This is a genomic window from Steroidobacter sp. (assembly GCF_036406195.1).
GTDB lineage: Bacteria > Pseudomonadota > Gammaproteobacteria > Steroidobacterales > Steroidobacteraceae > Steroidobacter.
Genome location: NZ_DASWVW010000001.1, coordinates 163,881 through 188,211 on the forward strand (window position 1 = coordinate 163,881; position 24,331 = coordinate 188,211).

24 protein-coding genes and 1 pseudogene are annotated in these 24,331 nt (G+C 62.1%); 3 read left to right on the top strand and 22 right to left on the bottom strand.

Annotation, left to right across the window (positions count from 1 at the left end; all coding sequences use genetic code 11):
• Nucleotides 1–115 precede the first annotated feature (115 nt).
• From VGE08_RS00655 to VGE08_RS00665, 3 genes are read right to left on the bottom strand one after another with little or no spacing between them, the layout of a single operon-like run.
• Complete coding sequence (locus tag VGE08_RS00655; protein WP_331065912.1) at nt 116–1,951, bottom strand: feruloyl-CoA synthase; 1,836 nt, start codon at nt 1,949–1,951, stop codon at nt 116–118.
• Nucleotides 1,952–1,970: 19 nt separating this feature from the next.
• A complete protein-coding gene (locus VGE08_RS00660; RefSeq protein ID WP_331065913.1) occupies nt 1,971–2,834 on the bottom strand; it encodes an amidohydrolase family protein in 864 nt (287 codons plus the stop codon).
• The gene (locus tag VGE08_RS00665; RefSeq protein WP_331065914.1) at nt 2,834–4,957 is read right to left on the bottom strand and encodes a 3-hydroxyacyl-CoA dehydrogenase NAD-binding domain-containing protein; all 2,124 of its coding nucleotides are present in this window, start codon (nt 4,955–4,957) and stop codon (nt 2,834–2,836) included. The genes VGE08_RS00660 and VGE08_RS00665 overlap by 1 nt, the downstream gene beginning before the upstream one ends.
• 111 nt (nt 4,958–5,068) lie before the next feature.
• Between VGE08_RS00665 and VGE08_RS00670 the strand changes: the two genes are divergently transcribed.
• The gene (locus tag VGE08_RS00670) at nt 5,069–6,034 is read left to right on the top strand and encodes a LysR family transcriptional regulator (RefSeq protein ID WP_331065915.1); all 966 of its coding nucleotides are present in this window, start codon (nt 5,069–5,071) and stop codon (nt 6,032–6,034) included.
• Between the two features lie 48 nt (nt 6,035–6,082).
• Here the strand turns inward: VGE08_RS00670 and VGE08_RS00675 are convergent, their stop codons facing one another.
• From VGE08_RS00675 to VGE08_RS00720, 10 genes and pseudogenes are all read right to left on the bottom strand, one after another.
• Nucleotides 6,083–6,535: an SRPBCC family protein gene (locus tag VGE08_RS00675; protein ID WP_331065916.1), complete on the bottom strand. Its 453-nt coding sequence runs from the start codon at nt 6,533–6,535 to the stop codon at nt 6,083–6,085.
• A gap of 270 nt (nt 6,536–6,805) precedes the next feature.
• Complete coding sequence (locus tag VGE08_RS00680; RefSeq protein ID WP_331065917.1) at nt 6,806–7,495, bottom strand: class I SAM-dependent methyltransferase; 690 nt, start codon at nt 7,493–7,495, stop codon at nt 6,806–6,808.
• Nucleotides 7,496–7,626: 131 nt separating this feature from the next.
• Nucleotides 7,627–8,235 carry a glutathione transferase GstA gene (gene gstA / locus VGE08_RS00685; RefSeq protein ID WP_331065918.1) on the bottom strand — a complete coding sequence of 203 codons (609 nt, stop codon included), beginning with the start codon at nt 8,233–8,235 and terminating at the stop codon, nt 7,627–7,629.
• A gap of 78 nt (nt 8,236–8,313) precedes the next feature.
• The gene (locus tag VGE08_RS00690) at nt 8,314–8,445 is read right to left on the bottom strand and encodes a hypothetical protein (RefSeq protein ID WP_331065919.1); all 132 of its coding nucleotides are present in this window, start codon (nt 8,443–8,445) and stop codon (nt 8,314–8,316) included.
• A gap of 128 nt (nt 8,446–8,573) precedes the next feature.
• Nucleotides 8,574–8,867, bottom strand: a pseudogene (locus VGE08_RS26230) (TonB-dependent receptor plug domain-containing protein); the annotation flags it as partial.
• Nucleotides 8,868–9,191: 324 nt separating this feature from the next.
• The gene (locus VGE08_RS00700; RefSeq protein WP_331065921.1) at nt 9,192–9,860 is read right to left on the bottom strand and encodes a glutathione S-transferase family protein; all 669 of its coding nucleotides are present in this window, start codon (nt 9,858–9,860) and stop codon (nt 9,192–9,194) included.
• A gap of 42 nt (nt 9,861–9,902) precedes the next feature.
• Entirely contained in the window at nt 9,903–11,300 is a 1,398-nt protein-coding gene (gene lpdA, locus VGE08_RS00705) for a dihydrolipoyl dehydrogenase (protein ID WP_331065922.1), read from the bottom strand.
• A 5-nt stretch (nt 11,301–11,305) separates the two neighbouring features.
• Complete coding sequence (locus tag VGE08_RS00710; protein ID WP_331065923.1) at nt 11,306–12,577, bottom strand: dihydrolipoamide acetyltransferase family protein; 1,272 nt, start codon at nt 12,575–12,577, stop codon at nt 11,306–11,308.
• Nucleotides 12,578–12,579: 2 nt separating this feature from the next.
• Nucleotides 12,580–13,593 (bottom strand): alpha-ketoacid dehydrogenase subunit beta, encoded by a 1,014-nt coding sequence (locus tag VGE08_RS00715; RefSeq protein ID WP_331065924.1) that lies wholly within the window; start codon nt 13,591–13,593, stop codon nt 12,580–12,582.
• Between the two features lie 2 nt (nt 13,594–13,595).
• Nucleotides 13,596–14,825, bottom strand: a complete 1,230-nt coding sequence (locus VGE08_RS00720) for a thiamine pyrophosphate-dependent enzyme (RefSeq protein WP_331065925.1) — start codon at nt 14,823–14,825, stop codon at nt 13,596–13,598.
• Between the two features lie 147 nt (nt 14,826–14,972).
• Between VGE08_RS00720 and VGE08_RS00725 the strand changes: the two genes are divergently transcribed.
• Nucleotides 14,973–15,434 (top strand): Lrp/AsnC family transcriptional regulator, encoded by a 462-nt coding sequence (locus VGE08_RS00725; protein ID WP_331065926.1) that lies wholly within the window; start codon nt 14,973–14,975, stop codon nt 15,432–15,434.
• Between the two features lie 120 nt (nt 15,435–15,554).
• Entirely contained in the window at nt 15,555–16,133 is a 579-nt protein-coding gene (locus VGE08_RS00730; protein WP_331065927.1) for a TetR/AcrR family transcriptional regulator, read from the top strand.
• Between the two features lie 9 nt (nt 16,134–16,142).
• On the opposite strand, the gene VGE08_RS00735 is transcribed toward VGE08_RS00730, so the two are convergent.
• From VGE08_RS00735 to VGE08_RS00775, 9 genes are all read right to left on the bottom strand, one after another.
• Nucleotides 16,143–16,460 carry a 2Fe-2S iron-sulfur cluster-binding protein gene (locus VGE08_RS00735; protein ID WP_331065928.1) on the bottom strand — a complete coding sequence of 106 codons (318 nt, stop codon included), beginning with the start codon at nt 16,458–16,460 and terminating at the stop codon, nt 16,143–16,145.
• Nucleotides 16,461–16,491: 31 nt separating this feature from the next.
• Entirely contained in the window at nt 16,492–17,352 is an 861-nt protein-coding gene (locus VGE08_RS00740; RefSeq protein WP_331065929.1) for an alpha/beta hydrolase, read from the bottom strand.
• A 13-nt stretch (nt 17,353–17,365) separates the two neighbouring features.
• Complete coding sequence (locus VGE08_RS00745) at nt 17,366–18,568, bottom strand: NAD(P)/FAD-dependent oxidoreductase (RefSeq protein WP_331065930.1); 1,203 nt, start codon at nt 18,566–18,568, stop codon at nt 17,366–17,368.
• A gap of 66 nt (nt 18,569–18,634) precedes the next feature.
• Nucleotides 18,635–19,243, bottom strand: coding sequence for a glutathione S-transferase family protein (locus VGE08_RS00750; RefSeq protein WP_331065931.1), 609 nt, complete (start codon nt 19,241–19,243; stop codon nt 18,635–18,637).
• On the bottom strand, nt 19,240–20,970 hold the full coding sequence (locus VGE08_RS00755; protein WP_331065932.1) for an AMP-binding protein: 1,731 nt from the start codon (nt 20,968–20,970) through the stop codon (nt 19,240–19,242). Before VGE08_RS00755 ends, VGE08_RS00750 begins: the two co-directional genes overlap by 4 nt.
• A complete protein-coding gene (locus VGE08_RS00760; RefSeq protein WP_331065933.1) occupies nt 20,967–21,677 on the bottom strand; it encodes a VTT domain-containing protein in 711 nt (236 codons plus the stop codon). The genes VGE08_RS00755 and VGE08_RS00760 overlap by 4 nt, the downstream gene beginning before the upstream one ends.
• A gap of 39 nt (nt 21,678–21,716) precedes the next feature.
• The gene (locus VGE08_RS00765; protein WP_414717437.1) at nt 21,717–22,337 is read right to left on the bottom strand and encodes an MSMEG_1061 family FMN-dependent PPOX-type flavoprotein; all 621 of its coding nucleotides are present in this window, start codon (nt 22,335–22,337) and stop codon (nt 21,717–21,719) included.
• Between the two features lie 258 nt (nt 22,338–22,595).
• On the bottom strand, nt 22,596–23,090 hold the full coding sequence (locus VGE08_RS00770; protein WP_331065935.1) for a nuclear transport factor 2 family protein: 495 nt from the start codon (nt 23,088–23,090) through the stop codon (nt 22,596–22,598).
• Nucleotides 23,091–23,096: 6 nt separating this feature from the next.
• On the bottom strand, nt 23,097–24,326 hold the full coding sequence (locus VGE08_RS00775) for an amidohydrolase family protein (protein ID WP_331065936.1): 1,230 nt from the start codon (nt 24,324–24,326) through the stop codon (nt 23,097–23,099).
• Nucleotides 24,327–24,331: the final 5 nt, after the last annotated feature.

Sequence of the window (24,331 nt, forward strand, 5' to 3'; positions counted from 1 at the left end):
CAGCCCCCCCTTGCTGCAGGCCACGCCGCCTGCTGAGTTTGTTTTGAACCATTACGTCACTATTGAACGTTTCCGTCAATAGTGGGTCGAGCGACATCTCCAGACCGATAAACCGTTATTCGATCGATACAACCTGCGGTGGCGGCATCGCCGCGTACAACGCAGCGACGCACGCAGCGCGATGGCTCAGCACGGCGCGCTGATTGATGGATCCCTTGTCGGTGATCTCTCCCCTGTCGAGCGAAGGCGGCGTAGGCAACACCAAAGCTCGGCGCACGCAGCGCGTGCTTGCTGGATTCTTCTGCGCATGGGCGCTCAGTCGCTGCTGAATTTCGGCCAGCAGAACAGGATTGGCAGCGACCGCCTCGTAAGAAGGAGTTTCTTTCGCGCCCATCACCTGGCCGCAACCGCGCAGGTCGGGAACGACAAGGAGCGCCAGATAATCGGCATTGGGACACGCGATCACCACGTCTTGTGCCATCGGCGACAGCGCGGCGATCAACTCCGCCCGCAGCGGGCCGACGCTGACCCAGGTGCTGCTGGAGAGCTTGAAGTCTTCGCCGATGCGGCCATCGAATACCAATCCGCGAGTGGGATCGTTGGCATCGACGAGACGAACCGCGTCACCAAGGCGATAGAACTGCTGTTCATCGAAAGCGGCCGCGGTCAGTTCAGGCTGGCGCCAATAGCCCGGAGTGACATTCGGCCCGCGCACCCGCAGCTCGATCTTTCCCGCTACCGGCGCGAGCTTCACCACATTGCCTTTGGCTGGCAGACCGATGAGGCCCGCGCGTCCGTCCTGCGGTCTCGTGAAAGTCACCGACGGACCCGTCTCGGTGGCGCCCAGTCCGGCAAGCATCGGGACACGTACACCAACCTCCTGCAACGCCGCCTCATCCAGCGCATCCCAGGTGTGCTGGGCGAGCGCCGCGCCGCCAAAAAAGTACGCCCGCAAACGGCTGTAGAAAAGCCGGCGCAGCTGTGCATCCAATCTCAAATGATGCGACAGCATTTCAAAACCCTTCGGCACGTTGAAATACACGGTCGGTGCGATCTCGCGCAGGTTGCGCAATGTTTCTCCAATGCCTGCCGGGGTCGGTCTGCCATCATCGATGTACAGCGAGCCGCCGTTACTGAGCACCAGGCCCACGTTGTGACTGCCACCGAATGTGTGATTCCACGGCAGCCAGTCGACCAGCACCGGCGGTTCCTCGACCAGAAATGGCATGGACTGGCGGAGCATCTGCGCATTACTGCACAGCATGCGATTGGGGGTCATGACCGCTTTGGGCTGGCCGGTCGATCCCGAGGTCAGCAGGAACTTTACGATGGTGTCAGCATGGGTGCGTGCGTGTACCTCGTCGAGCCCGGCGCTCGGCTCGCGCTCCAGCGCCTCGAGTGATGTGACGTTTGCACCGCTGTCCCCCACGATTTCGACCGAACCGGGCACCAGCTCCAGTGCCCTTGCGAATGCAGGCGTGTCGAACGCTGCGACGAGCCCGGGAGTGAGCAGGTCGAGCACATAGCGCAGCTTCTGCAGATCCGTAGAGACTTGCGAGTACGATGGCGACACCGGGCAATATGGAATGCCCGCCCATGTTGCCGCGAACGCGAGTGTCAGGTGCTCGATGCTGTTGCCGGACAATATTGCGATGGGACGGTCGGCAGAGAGCTCGCGCGTTAGCAGGCCGGCGGCGATCCGCCGCACTCGCGTGAGCATTTGCTCGTACGTGACCGTTTGCCACTCGCCTCGCGACTTCCTGCGAGCCACGAACACCCGCTGCGGCGCTTGCATCGCCCAGTGTTCGAGCCAATCCATCAACCGATCGGGGTATGCCGACAGCGCATCCACGGGACGCAGATACATCGTGCCATCGGGCCGGCGCTCCACTGCCGTTCGGAACGGGTCCGGCGTCCAAGGTCGATAAGTGGGCAACGGCGCGGTTTGCATGACCACTGCGGCGATCCGCCTACGCCAGCTTCAGAGCGCGAATCGCGTTCTGCTTCAGGATCAGGTCGTGCACTTCGGGCTTGAAGCCCGCTTCCTTGAAGTCCTTGATCCAGCGATCGGGGCTGATCAACGGATAGTCCGAACCGAACAGCATCTTGGTCTTCAGCTGCGAGTTGGCGTACTGGATCAGCTGCGGCGGAAAATATTTCGGCGACCAGCCCGACAGATCGATGTACACGTTCGGCTTGTGCAGACACACCGACAGCGCCTCGTCCTGCCAGGGCCAGGAGGGATGGGCGATGATGACGGTCATGTCCGGAAAGTCCGCAGCGACATCGTCGAGGTGGATGGGGTTGGAATATTTCAACCGCAGGCCGCCGCCGCCGGGCATGCCCGTGCCGATGCCGGAATGGCCGCTGTGGAAGATCGCCGGCAGCTGGTGCTCGGCGATGACCTCGTACAACTGATACGCCATGCGATCGTTCGGAAAAAAGCCCTGGCACGTCGGATGGAACTTGAACCCGCGAATCACCCCATCCTCGATCAACGCCCGCGCCTCGCGCACACCCATCTTGCCCTTGTGGGGATCGATGCTGGCAAACGCGATCATGATGTCGCTGTTGTCGCGGGCCGCATCCGCCACTTCCTCGTTGGGAATGCGCCGCGCGCCGATCTGGAACTCCGAATCGACCGTGAACATCACCAGGCCGATCTTGCGCTCGCGGTAGTAAGCGATGGTCTCGGCGATGGTGGGCCGCTTAGCGGCCTTGAAATACTTGCCGGAGGCTTCCTCAAAGGGCTTCCACGCTTCATCCGGCTCCTGCCGGCAGGACACTTCGGCGTGCGTGTGAACGTCGATGGCGATCAGATCGTCGATATTCATCAGGCCGCTCCTCGCTGGCGTGTTTCCCACTGCGCAATGGTCAATCCGCGTTCCACCAATTCCACCAGCAGCGGCGCCGGCTGCCAATGCATGGGACCAAAAATATCCTGATATTTGCGCATGCCCGCGAGCAGTACGTCGAGGCCTATGGTTTCGGCGTAGAACATCGGGCCGCCGCGATAGCGCGGGAACCCATATCCCGAGGTCCAGACCACGTCGATGTCCGCCGCCCGCAGCGCCACACCCTCACCCAGAATACGCAGGCCCTCGTTCAGCAGGGGATACAAGCAACGCTCGGTGATCTCCTGCGGGGTGTGCTGGCGCTGCGGCACCTTCAGTTGCCAGGCCCGCGCGGCGATGATGCCGATCGCCTCTGGATCGTCGAAGCGCGCACGATTGCCCGGCTCATAGCGGTAATAACCCTTGCCGTTCTTCTGGCCGAGCCGGCCCGCCTCGTACAACGCAAAGTCGGCCTGGTAGTAGGCCGGGTCGGGCGGGAACTGCGAAGCGTTCGCCTTGTGCACATTCACCCCTACATCGATGCCCGCCATGTCGAACACGGCGAGAATGCCCATCGCCATGCCCCACTCTTCCAGCGCCGAGTCGACCATGCGCGGCGTGGCTCCCTCCAACACCATGCGTTCGGCTTCGCGAGCGTAGCCCTCCATCATCCGATTGCCGATGAAGCCATAGCAGACCTTCGCCAGCACCGGCGTCTTGCGCAGCGGCTTGGCGAGATCCATGACCGTGCGGATCGTCTCCTGCGACGTCTGGGTGGTTCGCACCACTTCGAGCAGCGGCATGACATTGGCCGGCGAGAAGAAGTGCATGCCGATCACGTCCTGTGGACGCTTGGTAGCAGCGGCGATCTGTTCGATATCGAGCGTCGATGTGTTGGTCGCTAGCACCGCGCCTGGCTTCGCGACCCGATCCAGGTCGCTGAACACCTTGCGCTTGAGATTCATGTTCTCGGTCACCGCCTCGATGATTACGTCCGCCTCCGTGAGCGACTCGTAGGACAGCGAGGTGCTGATCGACGCCATGCGTTTAGCCTTGTCCCCGGCGCTCAGGCGGCCGCGCTCCACCATCGATTGATAAGTCTTTTCAACGTTGGCGAGCCCCCTACTCAAGCCTTGCTCGTCGGCATCGAGCAACGTGACCTCGATGCCTGCATTCGCAAAACAGATCGCGATGCCGCCGCCCATCGTGCCCGCGCCGATCACGCCGGCGCTCTTGATCGGGCGCGCTTTGACGCTGTCGGGCAGCCCCGGAATCCGGCGCGTCTCGCGTTCGGCGAAGAACACATGCACGGCGCCCTTGGACTCGACGCTCTCTTTGCACTCGTTGACTCGCTGAGTTTCGTATTCCAGGCCTTTCTGGAAAGACAGCTGTGTCGCCGCCTGCACCACGTCGATTGCGACCAGGGCGGCATTGCGATTGGGGTAGAGCTTGCGTGCCTGCTGGCGCCGTCGCTCGAAAACCTCGGCCGTCGCGCTGGCCGCTGGAACTGGCATCTCGCCCGTGCGACGCGGTCCTATGCCCGAGGCGATCAGCGAGCGCAGGTACGCCATCGCACCCGAGCGCAGCTCCCCTTCGATGATTTCATCGACAAAGCCGAGCTCGTGGCCTTTGGCGGCATCGACCGGACGCGCAGTAATGATCATCTCCAGTGCCTGGTCGGCGCCGATCAGACGGGGCATGCGCTGCGTTCCACCCGCGCCGGGGATGATGCCCAACGTCACTTCGGGCATCGCGAAACGCGTGCCCGCCGCAGCGACGCGGTAGTGACATGCGAGCGCGACCTCCAGTCCGCCGCCCATCACGGTGCCGTGCATGGCAGCCACGACCGGAATGCTCAAAGCTTCGTAGCCGTTGAACAGGGCCCGGTATTCCTCTTCCTTCGGTGGGCCGCTGAACTCGCCAATATCGGCACCGGAGAAGAACGTGCTTCCCTCACACAACAAGAGGACACCGCGCACGTCCCTGCTGGCCTGGATCTGGACGAGCGCCTCTCGCAGACCGCTCCGGACCGCCGCCGTGATGGTATTGACCGGCGGATTGTGGACGATGACCAACGCAAGCTCGCCGTCGCGCTGCAAGCGCACGACGTTGGACGATGACACGATGATTTCCCCTCGTTCGGCCGCCGATTCGGCTGGCGGCTATCCCCCGGATTTCGCCTGCATCACGCTCATTTGGAAAGAGCCGTAACGGGTATATATGATATAAGCACCATGGATATCACCGATGTCGACCTGAACCTGCTCGTGGTGTTCGACGCCCTGCTGCGCAACCGCAGTGTGAGCGGCGCCGCGCGCGAGCTGAAGATGAGCCAGCCCGCGACCAGTTTCGCGCTGAATCGGCTCAGGAAGATGTTCGGAGAGCCGCTGTTCGTCCGCACCTCACGCGGTATTCACCCTACGCCATATGCAGAGAGCCTGACCGCACCGCTGGAATCCATCCTGGATCAAATCCGCGCCGACCTGCTGCAGCAGCAGACCTTCGATCCTTCGACCGCCCAGCGTTCGGTGACGCTCAACATGCAGGACATCGGCGAATTGGTGTTCCTGCCGCGCATTCTGCGCCGCTTGAGCGAGATCGCGCCGGGCCTGCAGTTGCGTACAGTCAATCTACCGGCGCCGCTGCTGGAGCCGGCGTTGCGCTCGGGAGAGGTGGATATCGCGCTCGGACATTTTCCCGGCCTCACCGGGGCGGCACTGTTTCAACAGCGGCTGTTTTCGCACTCGTTCGTCTGCATCGTGCGAGCCGATCACCCAACCATCAAGGGTGAGATGACGCGCCGGCAATTTCTCGACGGCCAGCACGCCGTCGTGCATCCGGCCGGCCAGGTGAACGACTCATTGGAGACAGAACTGCAGGCGCAAGGGTTGACCAGAAAGGTATCGGTGCGCATCGAGCACTTCCTGGCGGTGCCAAGCATCCTGAGTCAGTCCAATCTGATCTTCACCGTACCCTACGCGATTGGTGAAGAGCTGGCGAAGCTGGCGGACATCAAGTTGGTGAAGCCGCCGTTCAAGGCCAAACCGCGCATCGTTCGCCAGCACTGGCATGCGCGCTTCCAGCACGACGGCGCGAATCGCTGGCTCCGCTCGCTCGTGGCGGAGCTGTTCATGGACCGGACTACGGCGGCAGGCCGCCGCAGCTCTCGACCGAAGTCAGCCGAGCGGCGCCCGGCTTGAACAGCATGCGGCGGTGAGTTCGACCTCGCCGCCACCACCATGGAAGCCTCAAAGTGTTTTCGCAAGCGCCTCCAGTTGCCGCGCGGTCTGCGTCCAGCCGGACTCGAAGCCCATCTCCTGGTGCTGCTGCATCGTCTCCTCATTCCAGTGACGAGCGACGGCTCGATATCGCGTCTTGCCGTTGCCGAGATCTTCGAAGGTGATCTCGGCGATCAGGAACGGACCTGAAGGCCGGAGGTCCGGTGTGATCGCATCGGTGGTCACGATCTTCTTGTTCGGCACGACGTCCAGATAGATCCCGCTGTTGCGGAATTCCTCGCCTTCCGGCGATGCCATCACAAAGTTCATCCGCCCGCCGGCGCGAGGATCGATGTCGACACTCTCGATGCTCCAGGGCTCGGGCGCAAACCACTTCTGCAGCAACTTCGGGTCCGTGTAGCAGCGAAACAGCTTGTCGGCCGGTGCGTCGAGGATGAGATCGATGGCGAGCTCATGAGTCATGACGATTCCTTATGCTTGATGACTTGAAGGTGGTGTCTGGCAGCCCAGCCGCGAGGGTCTTCAGGGCCAGCTGACACAAGGACGCCGGACATGGCCGCATTCCGACATCGTCGGGTCACTGCCGATCGCTCGGCGATTCCAGCCACAGTTCAGGCCGAACCTGTTTGCCGCGTGCTGCGCCAGACGCAATCGTCGCCGTGAGCGGTAAACGTGCTCGCCGAGCTATACCCGAGGCGGGCCGCCACGCTGGCGAAATCGGCAAAGCCTCATTCAGCCGCGGTACATGAAGGTGCCGAGCGAGCCGGTCAGCTCACAGAACTCGACGTTGGCCAGCGCCAGCACCCTTTCGATGTTGACCTGGTTCATGTCATGCAGTGCCCAGATGCAACCCGGGTTGCTGTGGGCCACGAGGCGCGGCACGTTTGCCTCGATCTCGTGCGGCTCGTGGGTGGCATCACAAAAGATCAGATCGTAAGTGTCGCGGTCCAGCTCGAACGCGTCGCCGGAAATCAGGGTCACGAACGAATCCAGCCCCAGTCGGCGCAGATTCCCGGTGGCGACTTCGGTCGTAGTCGTGTTCTTGGAAAACACGATCTGCTGGTATTGGGGCGGCACGTCGACATCGGTCTTGTGCAGCCGGTCGTAGTACGCCTTGAACTCCTCGGCGGATCGAAAGCCCAGATCGTAGGAGCGGAATGTCCGGGGCCGGCGCGTGTCGCGGATTGCTTCGCAGATGCAGGCGGTGCTCCGGCCGAGGAAGTGGCCGATCTCCAGGATGGCGCCGCCGCTCATCGCCACGGTCATGTACAGACGCCGGCATTCACGGCGCGAAAACCAGCCAGTGATACCTTCCGCCGCCAGCACCTTGAAAGGCAGTGGGTCGGATTTTGCTTTGATCGGTCGCTTGTAACCGACGAGCTCACGCACTGCATGCTTGATTCGTTTGATGCTTCTCTTCACTGCCGCTGAATGTTCTTCCTTGTCAGGCGCGGATATTACAGCAATCGCGCATTCAGGAGGAATGCGCGAGCGAGGTTCAGTTCTCGGCAATCACTGCAACGGCCCAACAGGTGATTGCGCCGAAGCCCGGTCTAAGCGCTCAATCCTTCCGCCTTCCTCGCGGCTTCAACCGAGGGGCGGGCGCGAACGCGTTCATACAACGCGGTAACCTTCGGAAAAGCACTGATGTCGACGCCCAGTCTCTCGCGCCAGCTCAGAATGACATAGAGGTACGCGTCGGCGACCGAAAAATTCTCTCCCATCAGGTACGGCTTGTCACCGAGCCTTTCCTCGATGAGCGCCAGGCGTCGTGCAATGTTGTCCTTGGCGATCTGCTTCATCGGCTCCGGGACCGATGGCAGGAACAGCAGGGAGAAATTCTTGTGCAGCTCGCCATTCAGGTATCCGAGCCACTCCTGCAGGCGAAAGCGCTCTCGTGTGCCGACCGGCGGAGCAAGCTTCGCGCTCGGGTTCAGGTCAGCGATGTATGGCAGGACGGCCGTGTTCTCGGTGAGCACTTCCCCATCATCGAGCTCCAGAGCGGGAACGTAGCCTTTGGGATTCACCTCGGTGTAGTCCCGGCCGTCCGGCAATTTCCTGGTCTTGCGGTCGACCGGGATCGCCTCGAACTTTGCTCCAGCCTCGATCAAAGAAATGAGGCAAGCCAACGAGCACGCACCTTGCAGGTAATAAAGCTTCATGGGGAATCCTGGGCCATTGAACCTGGCTGTGGGAAATGGGGCATGTTCCCTCGTTTCGCGCGGCTCAATCTACCATGGTCAGAAGCTGTAGGTGAGCCCGAGATACGCGCGCCTGCCCGAATACACGTTCGAGTAGAAGCGTGCGTCGGTATCGTTGCCGAGATGCTGCCGCTGCTCCGACTCGGTCAGATTGATGACCGAGGCACTCACCACCAAGTGCCTCCCCAAATCCACCGACGCATTGAGATCGATCTGCTGATACGGCTCGGAGTAGATGTTGACCACACGTTCCATGTCGATGACCAGCGGCACGATGAAGTTCGACACATCCTTGGCACGTAGTTGAACGATCGCGCAGGATCGAGACTGTCGGCCGAGGCGACATAGTTGCCGTTGAGCTGCGTTAACGTCAGATCCTGTTCCAGCCCACGGATGCTGACGCGACTGCCCTCGCCGCCGTCGCGCGTGATGATGATGCCGGGCACGCGCTGAAGCGAGTCGGCGACGTTCTTGTCGGGAAACTTGCCCACGTCTTCGGCGTTGATGACGTCGACGAAAGCGTTCGCCGCTCGTTTCTGCTCCAGGCTTTCCTCGATGGAATGGCGATAGCCGGTCACAGTGACCTCTTCGAGAGGTTCGGCGGAGACAGGCTTGGTGGTGCTTTCCTGGGCAACGATGCTTGCCGCACCGAGTGCCGATGTTACAAGCACCAATACCTGAGAAAACCTGAACAGGAACCTGTTCATGTTCCCCTCCCTGGGTTCGTGCGGCAAGGCGCCGCGGTTCTAGTCGTTCAGCAATCTCGTAGCGCTGACATGGGCCGTGCAAGAACTGCCAACCCCGTGCTTTCCATTGCACGATCGATGTTGCGACGGCGAAATCCGCGCTGTCAAACAATACACTATTGTTTATATGTCGCCCGATTGACAGAGATCGGAACACTCACCATAGCAGTTCTAGATCGTCGTGCGCGATGCCGGAACAGTCGAGACGTTCTGCGCCAGTGCCTCCGAATGCTCACGTTCGAGCGCTCGCAGAAACGCCGGACGTTCCTGCAGCCGGTTCCAGTACGCGCGCACAGCAGGCGGGAATCGCTCGGAGAGATCCAGATGCGAGGCGAGCAGCAACGCATATCCAACAGATATGTCGGCTGCGGTGAAGCGCCCGGCACATAGATACGGTTGTGAAGCTACAGCAGCCTCGACAGCGCGCAGCCGGGCAAGAAACCAACGGGTGTAATCCTCCACCACCTGCGGCGCACGCCGCTCGGGTGGCTCGAACCGGCTGTAGCGAAGAACGAGCGTCTGGGGGAAAGTAAGCGTCGCCTCGCCGAAGTGCAGCCAGTTCAGGAAGGCGCCGAAATCCGCTTCGGTGGCCTTCACCTCCAGAGGCGTCGGCCCATAGTGCGCAACGAGATAGTGGCAGATGGCGGCCGACTCGGTCATGAAAACATGCTCGTCGCGCAGCGCCGGGATGGTGCCGAGCGGATTGGTTTCCAGATAGCCCTTTTGATGCACGCGAGGCGGGAACGGCAGCATCCGCAGCTCGTACTCCAGGCCCAACTCCTCCAATGTCCACAACGGCCGGAAGGAACGCGCGCTGACACAGTGATGTAGAACGATCATGTTTTGGCCCCCGGCGTTCAGTGACTTTGCGACTCGACGCGCTCAAATGTGGATCGCGTGCCCCAATCCTAGCAGCGCGGCCTCGTGAAAAGCTTCACTCAGCGTCGGATGGGCATGAATCGTTCCGGCGATGTCTTCCAGCACCGCCCCCTGCTCGATGGCTTGGGTGAACTCGCCCGAGAGCTCGGCAACGTGATCGCCGACCGCATGAATGGCGATCAATCGATGATCGTCCTTGCGGGCGATCACACGAACGAAGCCGCCGTGCTCACCCGCATCGAGCGTCAACGCACGGCCATTGGCCTTGAACGGAAAGACCGAGACGCTCGTTTCTGTGTCGCTGATCTCGCGCAACGAGGGTCCGACCGTGACGATCTCCGGATCGGTGAAGCAGACGGCAGGAATGGCGACCGGATCGAAGCGGCGGCGCTTGCCGGCGATGATCTCCGCAACCATTTCGCCCTGCGCGGAAGCCTTGTGCGCCAGCATCGGTTCCCCGACCAGATCGCCAATGGCCCACACATTTCGGGTGGAGGTGGCGCAACGCTCGTCCACGCGCACGAAACGGCCGTTCATGGCGAGCGCCATTTCTTCGAGCCCCCAGCCCTCGGTACACGGCTTGCGCCCGATCGTCACCAACACACGATCGGCCTGCAGATCGAGCGTCTCTCCGCTCTTGGTTTGCACCTGCACGGCGCCCGTGCTGCTCAGTCCGAGTACCTTGGCATCCAGGTACAGTTTCACATCATTGCGTTCCAACCAGCGCCGCACGGGCTCGACCAACTTGGCGTCATAAGTCGGCAGAATCTGCGATTGCGCTTCCACGATGGCCACTTGCGATCCGAGCTTGCGTAGCGCGGTACCCAGTTCGAGTCCGATGTAGCCCGCGCCGACGATCAACAGCCGCCGTGGCAATTCTTGGAGCGCCAACGCCTCGGTGGAAGAGATCACCGGACCGCCGAACGGTAGTGTCGGCAACGGCGTGGCGACCGAGCCGGTCGCAAGGATCACGTGTTCGGCCGAGATCTCCATCTCCCCTTCGCCGGTCTGCACGCGGCAGGTCTTGGCATCCGAGAACCTGGCCCAGCCTTCGATGACCCGAACCCTGGCACGAGTCAGCAGCGCCCGGACACCGCCATTCAAGCGATCCACAATCGAATCTTTCCAACGCACGGTGGCGGCGATGTCCAGCTTGGGAGATGTTTCCAGCGAGATCCCGAAGCGCGGCGCCTTTGCCGCAGCCGTCATGGCCTCGAACTGCCCGGCGGCGTGAATGATCGCCTTGGAGGGAATGCATCCGCGGATCAGGCAAGTGCCGCCCAAGCGGTCGCCTTCCACCAGCACGGTGTCGAGGCCGAGCTGTCCACAGCGAATCGCCGCGACATAGCCGCCCGGACCCGCGCCCACGACCAGCACTTTGGTATTCAGCTTTCGCGTCATGCTCATCAATCCACGAACAAATGTACCGGCCGCTCGATGAGCCGCCGCATGCGTTGCACGAAGCGAGCCGCCTCGTGACCATCGATGATTCGATGATCGAACGCGCAGGAGACATTCATGAGCAGGCGGAACTCCAGCCGCCCGTTCCTGACCACCGGCCGCTCGACCAGCTTGTTCGGCCCGATGATCGCCACCTCCGGATGATTGATGACGGGTGTGGCCGAGATTCCGCCCAAAGCACCGAGACTGGTAAGCGTTATCGTGGAACCGCTCAGCTCATCGCGAGTCGCGGTGCCGTTACGCGCGGCCGATGTCACTCGCGCCAGCTCCCGCGCGCAATCCCAAAGATCGCGCGCTTCAGCGTGACGCACGACGGGAACCATCAATCCCTGGCTCGATTGAGTGGCGATGCCGATGTGCACACCGTCATGAGTCTGCAAGACGCCCGCCTCGTCGTCATAGCGAGCGTTGAAGTTCGGGAACTCGGGCACGAGGGCGACGACGGCGCGCATGAAGAACGGCAGCAGCGTGAGCTTCGGCCGACTCTCATCGCGCTGCTCGTTCAACTCTTTACGCAGTGCCTCCAGCTCAGTCATGTCGAATTCTTCGACATACCCGAAGTGCGGAATGCGTCGCTTGGACTCCTGCATCTTCTCGGCAATCCGACGTCGCAGGCCGATCAACTTAGTGTCGCGAACGCCCGTGCGCTTCTCGTAGCGACGATCGGTGGCCGGCACGGAGCTGCCACGATCGATATAGTCCTGCAGGTCCTGCTCGGTGATCCGGCCGGCCGCTGCCGTACCGGTGACAAACTGCAGTGGAATGCCCAGCTCGTAAGCACGCCGACGAACAGCCGGTGATGCAAGCGGCGTCGCTGTTGCGGTCGCTGGATGCGGCCGCGACTCAGTGGATCGAGCAGGTTTCTCGCGCTTCGGAACATCAACGGGCGCGGCGACTGGAGCTTTCGCTTCAGCAGGCTTCGATGCTGCAACCTTCGGTGTCTCCGGCTGCACCGGCGCGCTCTGCTCACCCTCGCCCTCGACTTCAAACTCCACCAGTGTTGCACCCACCGCAACAAGCTCGCCCGGCTCACCATGCGTGGCCACGACGACACCAGCCACCGGCGAGGTCATTTCCACGGTGGCCTTGTCGGTCATCACATCGAGCAGCGACTGATCCTCCGCGATGCGCTGGCCCGCCTTCACGTGCCACGTGACGATCTCGGCCTGCGTGATGCCTTCGCCGATATCCGGAAGACGAAACAGGAAACGCGCCATGCTCAAGGCTCCATCGAACGTTGCAGCGCTGCGAGAACGCGCGCCGGGCCGGGAAAGTAGTCCCACTCGAACGCATGCGGATACGGTGTATCCCAACCCGCGACGCGTTCGATCGGAGCACGCAGATAGTGAAAGCATCGCTCCTGGACCAGTGCCGAAAGCTCGCCACCGAAACCGCCGAAGCGCGATGCTTCGTGAACGATGACGCAACGGCCGGTGCGCCGCACGGAGGCAACGATCGTTTCGATATCCAGCGGCACGATACTGCGCAGATCGATCAACTCGGCGTCGATGCCACTGTCCTCGATCGCCGCCAGCGCGACATGAACCATGGTGCCGTACGCCAGCACCGTGACGGCGGAGCCTGGCCGCACGATATCCGCCTTGCCGAGCGGCACGGTGTAGTAACCCTCTGGAACTTCGCCGAGCGGATGATCGGACCAGGCTTTCAACGTTTGCCCGTGCCGCCCGTCGAACGGACCGTTGTAGAGCCGCTTGGGCTCCAGCACGATCACCGGGTCATCGTCCTCGATCGCTGCTAGCAGCAAGCCCTTGGCATCTCGCGGATTGGAGGGAATGACTGTTTTCAATCCGGACACGTGCGCAAAGATCGCTTCCGGACTCTGGCTGTGAGTCTGCCCACCGTAGATGCCGCCGCCATAAGGCGTGCGAACGGTGATAGGCGCCCAGAACTCGCCTGCCGAGCGATAACGCAGACGAGCGGCCTCCGAAACCAGTTGGTCGAAGGCCGGCAGGATGTAGTCGGCAAACTGGATTTCTACGATAGGGCGCAAGCCATACGCGCCCATCCCGATGGCCGTGGCGATGATGCCGCTTTCGGCGATCGGCGCATCGAAGCACCGCTTCGCGCCGTGCTTCTGTTGCAACTTGTCGGTCACGCGGAAGACGCCGCCGAAATAGCCGACATCCTGGCCGAAGATCAGCGTGTCGGGATCGCGTTGCAAGGCCAGGTCGAGCGCCGCGTTCAGCGCCTGCACCATGTTCATCGTCGCCATGATCAGACTCCCAGCTCGCGCCGCTGTTCGATGAGACGCCAGTCGGGCTCTTTGTAGACACCCTCGAACATCTCGCGCGCGCTCGGCCGGGACTTGCCGAACGTCCCGATGGCTTCGGCTTGCTTGCAGGCATCGCGCACCGCCTGGCTGAGCTCTGCAACCAGTGCGTCGTGGCGCTGCTCGGACCATTCTCCGATCGAGATCAAATGTCGCTTGAGCCGTTCGATGGGATCGCCGAGCGGCCAGGCCGCGGCCTCGTCGCCAGGGCGATACTTGGTCGGATCATCGCTGGTGGAATGCGCCGCCGCCCGATAGGTGAACAGCTCGATGAGCGTCGGGCCACAGTTGGACCTCGCGCGCTGCGCGGCCCAATCGGTGGCAGCATGCACGGCGAGAAAGTCGTTACCGTCCACACGTAGCCCGGGTATGCCATAGCCGATCGCCTTGGCCGCGAACGTCGTCTGCTCGCCGCCGGCAATGCCATGAAAACTCGAGATGGCCCATTGATTGTTCGAGACCGCCAGGATGACGGGCGCGCGATAAACCGAAGCGAAGGTCAGGGCTTCGTGAAAATCGCCCTCGGCGGTGGTGCCCTCGCCCACGTAGCCCAAGGCGATCTTGTCGTTCTCCTTGTATGCGGAAGCCATCGCCCAGCCGACCGCGTGCCCGATGCGAGTGCCGACATTTCCTGACAGCGAATAGAAGCCGTAGGCTCGTGCTGAATACAGGATGGGCAGTTGCTTGCCCTTCAGCGGATCGGCGGCGTTCGAGAAGATCTGGTTCACCAGGTCGAGCAACGGGTAGTCGCGCGCCATCAACCAGCTCAGAACACGATAGGTGGGAAAGCACATATCGCCGCAGCCCAAGGCCAGCGACTGCGCCGCGCCGATCGCTTCCTCCCCGGTCGACTTCATATAAAAGGTGGTCTTGCCCTGGCGGTGCGCCCGGAACAGCCGGTCGTCGAAGATGCGGGTGAGCAGCATCGCACGCAGGCCTCGGCGCAGATGGTCAGGACTGAGGCCGCAATCCCAGGGACCGACCACCCGGCCCTCCTCATCGAGGACTCGGATCAATCCAAACGGCAGATCACGCAGCTGATCTTCGGGTGCAGTGACGTCCGGTCGACGCAGCGCGCCCGCGGGCGGAATCCTCAGATGATCGAAACTCACGGGCTCGCCAGGCCGCGAACGCGGCGCCGGAATGTGCAGACTCAACTTCGCGGCGTTGGACATGAGCTCCCCATTCCACTTGTGCTGGCTGGTCTTCAATCGTCGCACCGGCTCGGGCGGACGTTCGACCTAATTTCACTCACTGGACCCGCTCGTCTTAGGATACGATTCCTGTTGAACCGCCATTTCTGGAAATTATTTCCCCACGCCATGAGCACGCTCGACACCATCGACTTGAAAATCCTGCGCCTGCTGCAGCAGTCGGCCGATCTCGGCGTAGTGCAGATCAGCGAGCAGGTCGGCCTGTCTCACACTCCGTGCTGGCGGCGCATTCAGCGCCTGCAGCAGTCGGGCGTGATTCGCGAACGCGTCGCCATCCTCGATCCGGCGAAGGTCGGCCTGCCGGTGAGCGTGTTCGCGCAGATCACCATGCTCTCGCACAAGAAGGCCGCCCTCGCCTCGTTCGAACGCGCGGTGCAAAGCGAGCCGGAAATCGTCGGCTGCTATTCGATCACGGGGATGTCGGATTACCTGATCCAAGTGGTAGTGGCCGATGTCGCCGCCTACGAGCGCTTCCTGAAGGAACGCATCACGCAGTTGCCCAATGTCAATCAGGTGCACTCCACCTTTGCATTGCGAGAGATCAAGAACACGAGCGCATTGCCGATCTGAACAGCGCTGCATGTCGTCGAACGCCCGGGTTGACGGGGTTCGACAACTATATGAGTATTTGCTCATATGAAAGCAGCCACCAGCGAGAAGGCCACAGCTCGGCGGCTTAGTCCGAGAAAGATGCCCGCTCAATCGCGAGCGGCGGCGACCGTAAACGTGATCCTCGAAGCCGCGGCCACCATCCTCGAACGCCAGGGCCTGGACGGATACACGACCAACGAGATTGCCGAGCGCGCCGGGGTCAGCATCGGCTCGCTCTACCAATACTTTCCGAACAAGGATGCAGTCACCATCGCGCTCATCGAGCGCGAAATGGAAGGCATGGTCGAGGAGATCCAGGCGGCGCTCACCCTGTCGCCGCCCCGGCGCGCGTTGCAGGAAACCATTCGAGCTGCCGTTCGCAATCAGGTGCGCCGTCCTCAGTTGGCCAGGATGCTGGATTTCGAGGAGTTTCGCCTGGCGCCGCTCATGCCGGCGTACCGTGCCGCCAAGGTCATTCGTGATTCGCTCGCGGCATTTCTTCGGGAGAACTACCACCTGTCGGCGGCGGACTCCGAGACGGCGGCCGTCGACGTAATAGAAATTGCGAAGGCGTTGGATTACGCCAGCAGCCGCCGAGGCGAGATCGACGCACCCGCCCTGACGCGCTCCATCGAATCGGCCGTGTTTGGTTACCTGGCCGCAAAGGGAGCAACCTGAGCGAGCCGCTCAATCTTCCGGCGCAATGGTGACGCGCAGGCCTTCGAGCCTGTCGCTCATCTGGATCTGACAAGAAAGGCGGGACGTAGCCGTGCGGTGATTCGAGCCCTCCAGCAGTGCGTCCTCCTCTTCTCCCGGGGCACCCACCTGGCTGCTCCAGTCATCGTCGACGATCACATGGCAAGTGGCGCACGAACAGCAGCCGCCGCACACCGCGAGCACCTCGTCGAAACCAGCATCGCGGATGTTCTCCATCACTGACAAGCCTGCGGTTGCATCGACTTCCTTCTCCGCGCCCGAGCGATCGACAACGATTAGTTTCGGCATGCAATGTCCATGATGAAAGAACTCTCAGCGCTCACAGAGCCATATCGAGAAATTCCACCAGGCGCGGCGCGAAGCTCGCGGCCACGGTGGTTTTGTCCTGCACCGGCTCGCCAAACCAGAAATGTGAAGCGCCGAGTGCTCTATGCGTGCGCACGTTGAAGCGAGCTTGCTGCAAGGCCCGCACGAAAGATTCGGACTGCGCAGGATCGACAACGTCGTCCGACGTACTCCAGCTCACAAGCACTGGCATCGCGTTTCTGTACGACAGATGCCGCAAGGGCGATGCGTCGAAGAACGCTTGCTGGTTCTCATACGGGTCCGCGCCGATGAGGTCCCGGGCGATATTCGACTGCGGGTCCGGGTTGCGGCCCAAATCGTCCTGCCAATGACGGAACAGGTCATATACACCGCAAACTGCGACCAGTGCCTTCACGTGAGCGGGGCTGGCAGCAATCGCCTCGTTGTGCATTTCCTCGAACACCGGCGAGCCACTGCCCAAGGCTGCCAGCGACGCAAGATGTGCTCCGGCAGACGCTCCGAGAAGGCCGATGCGCGTGGGATCGATCGACAGTTGGTCTGCCGAACTGCGAACGAAGCGAACTGCTGCGAGCACATCCTGAACCGCCTCCGGGAATGCTTTGCGTGCACTGGTCGCGAGCCGATAGTCGACGACGAACAGGCCATATCCGTGGGCTGCGAGATAAGCGCCCCAGTGACGAAGAGCGGCGCGCACGCAGATGCGCCAACCGCCGCCCGGCACGCCGATCAAGATCGGGAACGGTCCCCTGCCCTCGGGCAAATAAAGATCGCCCTTCAGCTGGGTTCCGCCACGATCGCAGTAGGTGACGCCCTCTTTATATGTGACGTCACACGACGACTCAGATGCGCTCATGCATGTGCCCGGCTTACGCGCGCTGCGCCGCCTGCTCCTTGCTCGCCGCCAACCGGCGACGGAACAGTTCCGGGATGCCCGCTGGCGCAATGTTCGAGATGAATACATCTCCGTCGGCAAGCGTTTCGGAGATCGCCGCGGCCATGCGGTCGAGCATGCGAGTCTCGTACGCACGCAGAGCCTCGTTGACATCGGAGAACTGGCCGGATGTCAGATTCTCGGCGAGCTCGAGCGCGTCCAGCATGGCGAGATTGACGCCCTTGCCGGTAAAGAACGGCATCACGTGCGCGGCATCCCCAAGCAAGGTCACGTTCTCCCGCCCGAGCCACGCCGCCTGCCTGGGTGGATGCGTATAGAGCGAGCGAGGAATGAAAACGTCCGCCGCCCTGAACATCTCGCACAGGTGCGGCGCCCAACCTTCGAACATCTTCAGCAGCCCCTGGCGCGCCGAATCGAGTTGATCGAAGCAAATGCCCGAGCGCTGCGTCCAGTCCTCCGGCACGCGGAAGGCCACGTACACTCGAATGTTGCCATCGCCGTTGCGCTGGGCGATCAACGCCTTGTTGTCGCTGGTCGCCAGGAAAATGCCGGGGCCGACCAGCTCGGCCAGGTCTGGATGGCGGGTATCCACCGACTTGATCCAGACTTCGACGATGGTCATGCCGCAATAGTAGGGCCGGGTCGTGGTCACGAACGGGCGTACCCTCGACCAGGCGCCGTCGCAGCCGAACAGCAGATCCGTCTCCGTTTGCTGCCCACCGGCGAAGTTCAAGCGAAGCTTACCCAGCTCGGTCCGCTCCACGCTTTCGATCTGCCGTCCCCAGGTGATCGTGTCGGGAGCCAGCGAATCGATCAGCAAGCCCCGCAGCTGTCCGCGATCGATCTCGGGACGGCTCTGCGCATCATCCTGCGGCCGCAGGTCGACGAACATCTTGCCGTGTTTGTCGACCACCCGGATGGCCTGGCCTTCGGGACGGCACGCAGCAAGAAACTTCTCGTACAGGCCCGCCCTGCGCAGCGCGAGCTGCCCGGACTCCTCGTGCAGATCGAGCGAGCCTCCTTGATTGCGCACCGACGTCGACGACTCCACCTCGAAGACACGCACGTCCGCACCCTTCAACTGCAACAGCCGCGCCAGTGTCAGGCCGCAAGGCCCCGCGCCAGCAATGGCAATCCGCTTGCCACGCAGCAGCGCTGGCACTTCGCTCTTATTCATGGTCTCCCCTACCGTCATGATCGCGCTCCGGAATCGTTGGTTTCATGTTCGATGCTGTCTGGCTGGCTAGAACGCGGCGCTTGGCCGCTGCTCGAACCGCTCGTACCAGGCAGACAGGCGCGGGTAGCCGTCGGTGAGATCGGTGCTCATCCGCACTTTGAATGCCTGGGTGAAAGAGAACAAAGTGATATCCGCAATGGTGGGCTGCTCGCCCGCCAGGAACGGCTTCGCGCCGATATGCGCCTCCAGAACCGCCAGTTGCTGATTCACATTGAGGCGCATGGCGTCGGCCACCGCTGGTACTTGTTTGATATGACTGGCAAAGCGCGGGTGAGAGTGCTGCAGCATGATGCCCGAGACGATGGCCAGGTCGCTGGCGATGCGCTCCAGTGCGCGAACCTTGCCGCGCATCTGCGGCGTCGTACCAATCATCGAAGGCTCTGGATGGATATCTTCCAGGTACTCGACGATCGCGGAGGACTCCGGAATGTAGCTGCCGTCATCCAGCTCCAGCACCGGGATCAGTCCCGCTGGATTCTTGCCGCGAAATTCCGCGGTTCTATGCGCACCCGAAGCTACGTCGACCTCGACGAGCTCGACGCGCAAGCCCTTCTCGGCGAGGTAGATGGTCACCCGGCGGCAGTTCGACCCAACCGTGTTGCCGTAGAGTTTCATGGGGATCTCCCGTCGACGTGAGCATGGGTCTTCAACTCGGCAAAATCTTCCCAGCGAAACTCGGTGCAGTCCGCCGTGTTGCCCGATGCGTAACGCTCGATCTCCAGCTTCTTCAGCTCCACCCGCCGGATCTTCCCAGAGATGGTCTTGGGCAGCGTGGCGAACTCGATGCGGCGTATGCGCTTGTATGGAGGCAGTGCCGTGGCGATGTGCCGGAAGATGTCGAGGGCCGTAGCCTCGTCCGGGCGCACATTCTCCACCAGAGCAATGAATGCCTTGGGCAGCGTGAGCTTCATCGGATCCGGCGTCGGAACGACCGCCGCTTCGAGAATCAACGGATGTTCGATCAGGACACTCTCCAGCTCGAACGGACTGATCCTGTAGTCGGAGGACTTGAAGACATCGTCGGCTCTGCCGACGTAAGTGATCCAGCCATCCTCATCGCGCGAGGCGATATCGCCCGTTCGATAGTAGGCACCGTCCGGCCGCTGCAGCGTGGAGTCGTTGATATAGCCGGCCATCAACCCGGCGGGCCGGCGTGCAAGCTTGACCGCAATCTCTCCTTCGGAAGCTTCGGCTCCGTCCGCATCGAGCAGCACGATGTCGTAACCCGGCAGCGGCCTGCCGACCGATCCCGGTTTGACTCGCTGGCCTGGCGAGTTGCCGATGAGCGCCGTCGTCTCGGTCTGTCCAAACCCATCGCGAATGGTGAGCCCCCAAGCCTCCTGGACTACGCTCACGACTTCCGGATTCAGGGGCTCCCCCGCCGCGCAGGCATTCGTGAGCGCCACGGGGTAGCGATTGAGATCCTCCTGGATGAGCATTCGCCAGACCGTGGGCGGCGCACAGATCGATGTGACTTTCTCCGCAACGAGCGTATCGAGCAGCGCTCTTGCATTGAAGCGCGGCTGGTTGGCGATGAACACCGTGGCGCCCGCCACCCAGGGCGTAAAGAAACAACTCCAGGCGTGCTTGGCCCAACCTGGCGAGGACACGTTCAGATGCACATCTGCCGGCTGCAGCCCCAGCCAATACATCGTCGAAAGACTGCCGATGCCATAAGTGCGATGCGTGTGAACGACGAGCTTCGGCCGTGCAGTCGTGCCTGATGTGAAGTAAAGGAGGATCGGCTCGTCAGCGCTGGTGTCCGCGTCTGGAGAAAATGCGGCGCTTTCCTCTAGAAGGTTCTCGAATGCGACGGCGCCTGGCGTCGCGGCGCCGGTGACGATCCTGACGACATCGTTCGGTATTAGCGCCAGCTTCTCGACGCAGTCGTCGGACGTCACGACATGGCTCGCACCAGCTTGCGCCACGCGCATGCGCACGTCCTCCGGCGTACTGAGGGTCGTGGTCGGAATCGTGATCGCGCCGAGCTTCATCGCGGCCAGCAATGTCTCCCAGAGACTGACGCGATTGCTCAGCATCAGGAGAATTCGATCGCCGCGTTTGACGCCCAGCTTGCGCAGCCCATTGGCCACGCTGTTCGAGGAACGGGAAAGCTCGGCGAACGTACGGTTGGCAGCAGCGTCCCCCACAATGCGCAGTGCCGTCTTGTTCGCTGACGAGCCCTGCGCAAGTTCCGCGTCGAACCAGTCCAAGGCCCAGTTGAAGCGATCGACCTGCGGCCACCGAAAAGTCGCCACCGCGCGATCGTAGTCGGCGCGCAGCGCCAACAGTTCATCTCTGGCCGTCCGGAAATTCTCGCGCGCCGGGTTGGACAAGCTCATGACACCTCCCCACTATGACTGTCTGCTTGCTGTTTTCCTTTTCGGCCGCGCGCCAACACCAGGAGGAATATGGGCAACGCGATGTATGGCGCCACTATCACCACCGCCACGGTGCTGGCCGGATCGGTTTCGCCACGCGCGCCGAAGTAAGCATTGAGAAATCCGACGAGGACGCTGCCGATCAAGTTGCCGGCTGCAAAGCTCTTGAACGGCATGCGCGTGAGCCCCGCAAGGCACGCGAGAATCTCCGGCACCGCCGGAATGAAGCGCGACACGGCGATCGCCCACATCCCTCTGCGTGCGAAAAACTCGCTCAGCAATTCGATCTGCCTGGGCCCGGTGATCCATGAGGCCGCTCGCGGGCCGATGAGACGGCACAATGTGTAGCCCACCAGCGCGGCGAGAAAGCTGCCCAGACTGGCAACCACTCCGCCGAGCAGGGGACCATAGATCAAACCCAACGCCGCCATGATCGCGGGCGACGGCAGTGGGATGACCAGGTCTGCAACGATCAGTCCGACTCCCACCACGCCACTCCACGCTCCTTGTGCACGCACGAACTCCAGCGCCTTGGCACCATCCAGCGCCTCCTCGAAGCGCTCGCCGAAAACAATGGCCGGCACCGCCAGGACGCCCAGCACGGTCAACACCAGCAAGGCGAGTCGCGCAGGTGAGCCTTTGCGAAAGGCCGTTTTCAACCAGTTCATGACGCGCTCCGCGAGCGACCTTGGTCGGCGACGTCCTCCTCAATACAGATCATTCTTGACGCCATGGTTGTAATGCTCATCCACGGCAGCCACGCTGTCCGGCGGCGTGCCGGCGAGATCGCGCATGATGACGCCCACGCTGGGCAATTCTTTCCGGTCGATGCGCGACTCGACCTTCCAAAGCGCGGCACGGTTGACCGCTTTGCCGCAGTGGAAAATCAATTCTTTGATCGAGACCACGATGGCGGTCTTCGGCAGTCGGCCACCCTCGGCGACGCTGCTCAGTAGCGCCGGGTCGGTGCTGATGCGTGCGGTGCCGTTGATGCGAAGAAATATCTCCAGGCCCGGAAAGATGAAGCACATGGCCACCCGCGGATCGTGCACCAGATTGCGCATCGACTCGATGCGGTTGTTACCGGGCCAATCGCCAAATGCGATCGTCTGCTCGTCGAGCACACGAACGAAACCGGCAGGCCCGCCCCTGGGCGTCACATCCAGTCCTGCATCTCTTACGGTCGCGAACGAAAAGAAAGTCGCCTTCGCCAGGTAGGCACGATGGTGAGGATGCAGGCGCTGCGCGATCGCTTTCAGGATGGTTTCCGAAGGACGCGCGTACAGCCCATCGAGATCCGCATCGCTGGTTACATCGGTTCCATTCATCTTCATCTACCCTCTTCCAAGCTCGACTCGGGCGGCGCGCGCAGGTCGTGCAGCTGATCTTTCGGTCCATTATCGAACCGCCGGGCGGCCTTGACAGCTCGCGTTGCCGTGACGCGCCAGGCGTGCTGTGTAGCCGCATAAACATCGGAAAAACCAAACAATAGGTCGAGCGCCGAGGTGTGTCTTGCGGACGTTATCGCAGCGGCGGCTCACATTCTGCGCAGCGCTGAGCCGCCAGCTCGGCCCTCGAGCCTTGGCCTATTGGCCACGAGCCGACGTCTTCTCCACCGCCAATTGATAGAGCATCGGATTGCCGCGCATCCACGGGCTGTGGAAGCGCCAGCGATGGACCTTCCAACCCTCCGGATAGCGGCGCGAGCTGACCTGGTAGCGGCCGCCCAGCGAAACGCTGCGATCGCCGCGATCGGTGTTCAGAAAATGCTCCGCATACAGGTAACAATCGGTCGTAGCCTGATCGCCATCAATCGCATGGACCATGTTGGTCACATGATGCTGGGCGGTGTCGAAGCCCTCGATCACGGCTCTCTGTAAGGCAATGATCGTGTCGAGCCCAACAATGAGCTGGCGCGCCTCCGGCGGCGCGGCGCCGTGCTCGCGAAAATCAAAGATGACATCCTGCACGAACGAGGTGCCATAGGCGTGCCAGTCGCGAGCGTCCAGTGCATGCATCGTGCGATAGATCAGCTCGTCCAGCGCGCGTTTGTCCAGCAGTTCTTTCAATGGATCGCTCATGTTTCCTCACAGCGAGCAGCGCACGATCTCGCCACCCTTCATGATGACCGGGATGTTGGTCTCTGGATTCGCGAACAGGCCGAGATCCGCGAACGGATCGCCTTGGAGAACCAGGATGTCGGCGAGCGCTCCGGGCCGGATACAACCGAGCTCGCCGCTCTTCTGCAGGATTTCCGCACCGATGGAGGTTGCCGAGCGCAGCACTTCGATGGGCGATGAAATCTCGCCGCGCAGCTGCAACTCGCCCCCTTGCAGGTGATGAAACTCGTCCCCGAACAGATCCGTGCCCATGCCCAGCTTCACGCCCGCCCGCGTCAGATTCTCGATCGAGCGCGCGGTGATCTCGGTAACGCCCCTCAATTTCTCCACGCCGGCCGGTGGCAGGCCAACACGTGCTCCATGTCGGGAAAGAACCGCGCCGGCCGATAACGTCGGCACGACATAGGTACCGCAATCGGCGAGAAAAGCTGCCGTTTGCTCGCCGATGTCAGTCCCATGCTCAACGGTGCGAATGCCCAGCGTGGCGCAGCGCCGGGCGGCATCGTCGGTATGTGCGTGCGCCATCACATATGTGCGGCGCGTAGCGGCTTCGTTGACCGCAGCCGATATTTCTTCGTCAGTGAACTGCGGCATCCACATCGGGTCGGTTGGCGATGTCACGCCGCCCGATAACATGAGCTTGATCTGAGTGGCACCCCTGCGCAACTCGTCTCGCACCACCCATCGAATCGCATCTGCACCGTCGACCACCAACCCGTTCGCACCCGCATAGCCCACGCAACCGCATTGGGCGACATGATCGGCCGCTCGGTTGTCGGAGTGGCCGCCAGTCTGCGATAGCGCCTTGCCCGAGAAAAAGAAGCGCGGCCCTTCGATTACACCCTGCTCGATCGCCAGAGCGAGTCCGATGTCGCCGCCGCCTGCGTCACGCACACTCGTGAAGCCACGATGCAGCGCGCCCCGCAGCCATCTCGTGGCGTGCGCGGCGAGCAACGATGCCGGCATGTGATCCGCGACCTGCAGATTGAAGGTCGGCGAATAGGCATGTACATGACAGTCGATCAGACCGGGCATGAGGTAGCGGCCGCCACAGTCGATGACGCGGGAGTTGCTAAACCGAACCGCGCCGGTTGCGACCTCGCGAATACGATCCCCTTCAATCACCACTGCGCCATTTTCAATGAGCTCTTCGGAGTCGCCGTCGAAGATCGTGGCGTTGGCCAGTACAGTGATCACGGTAA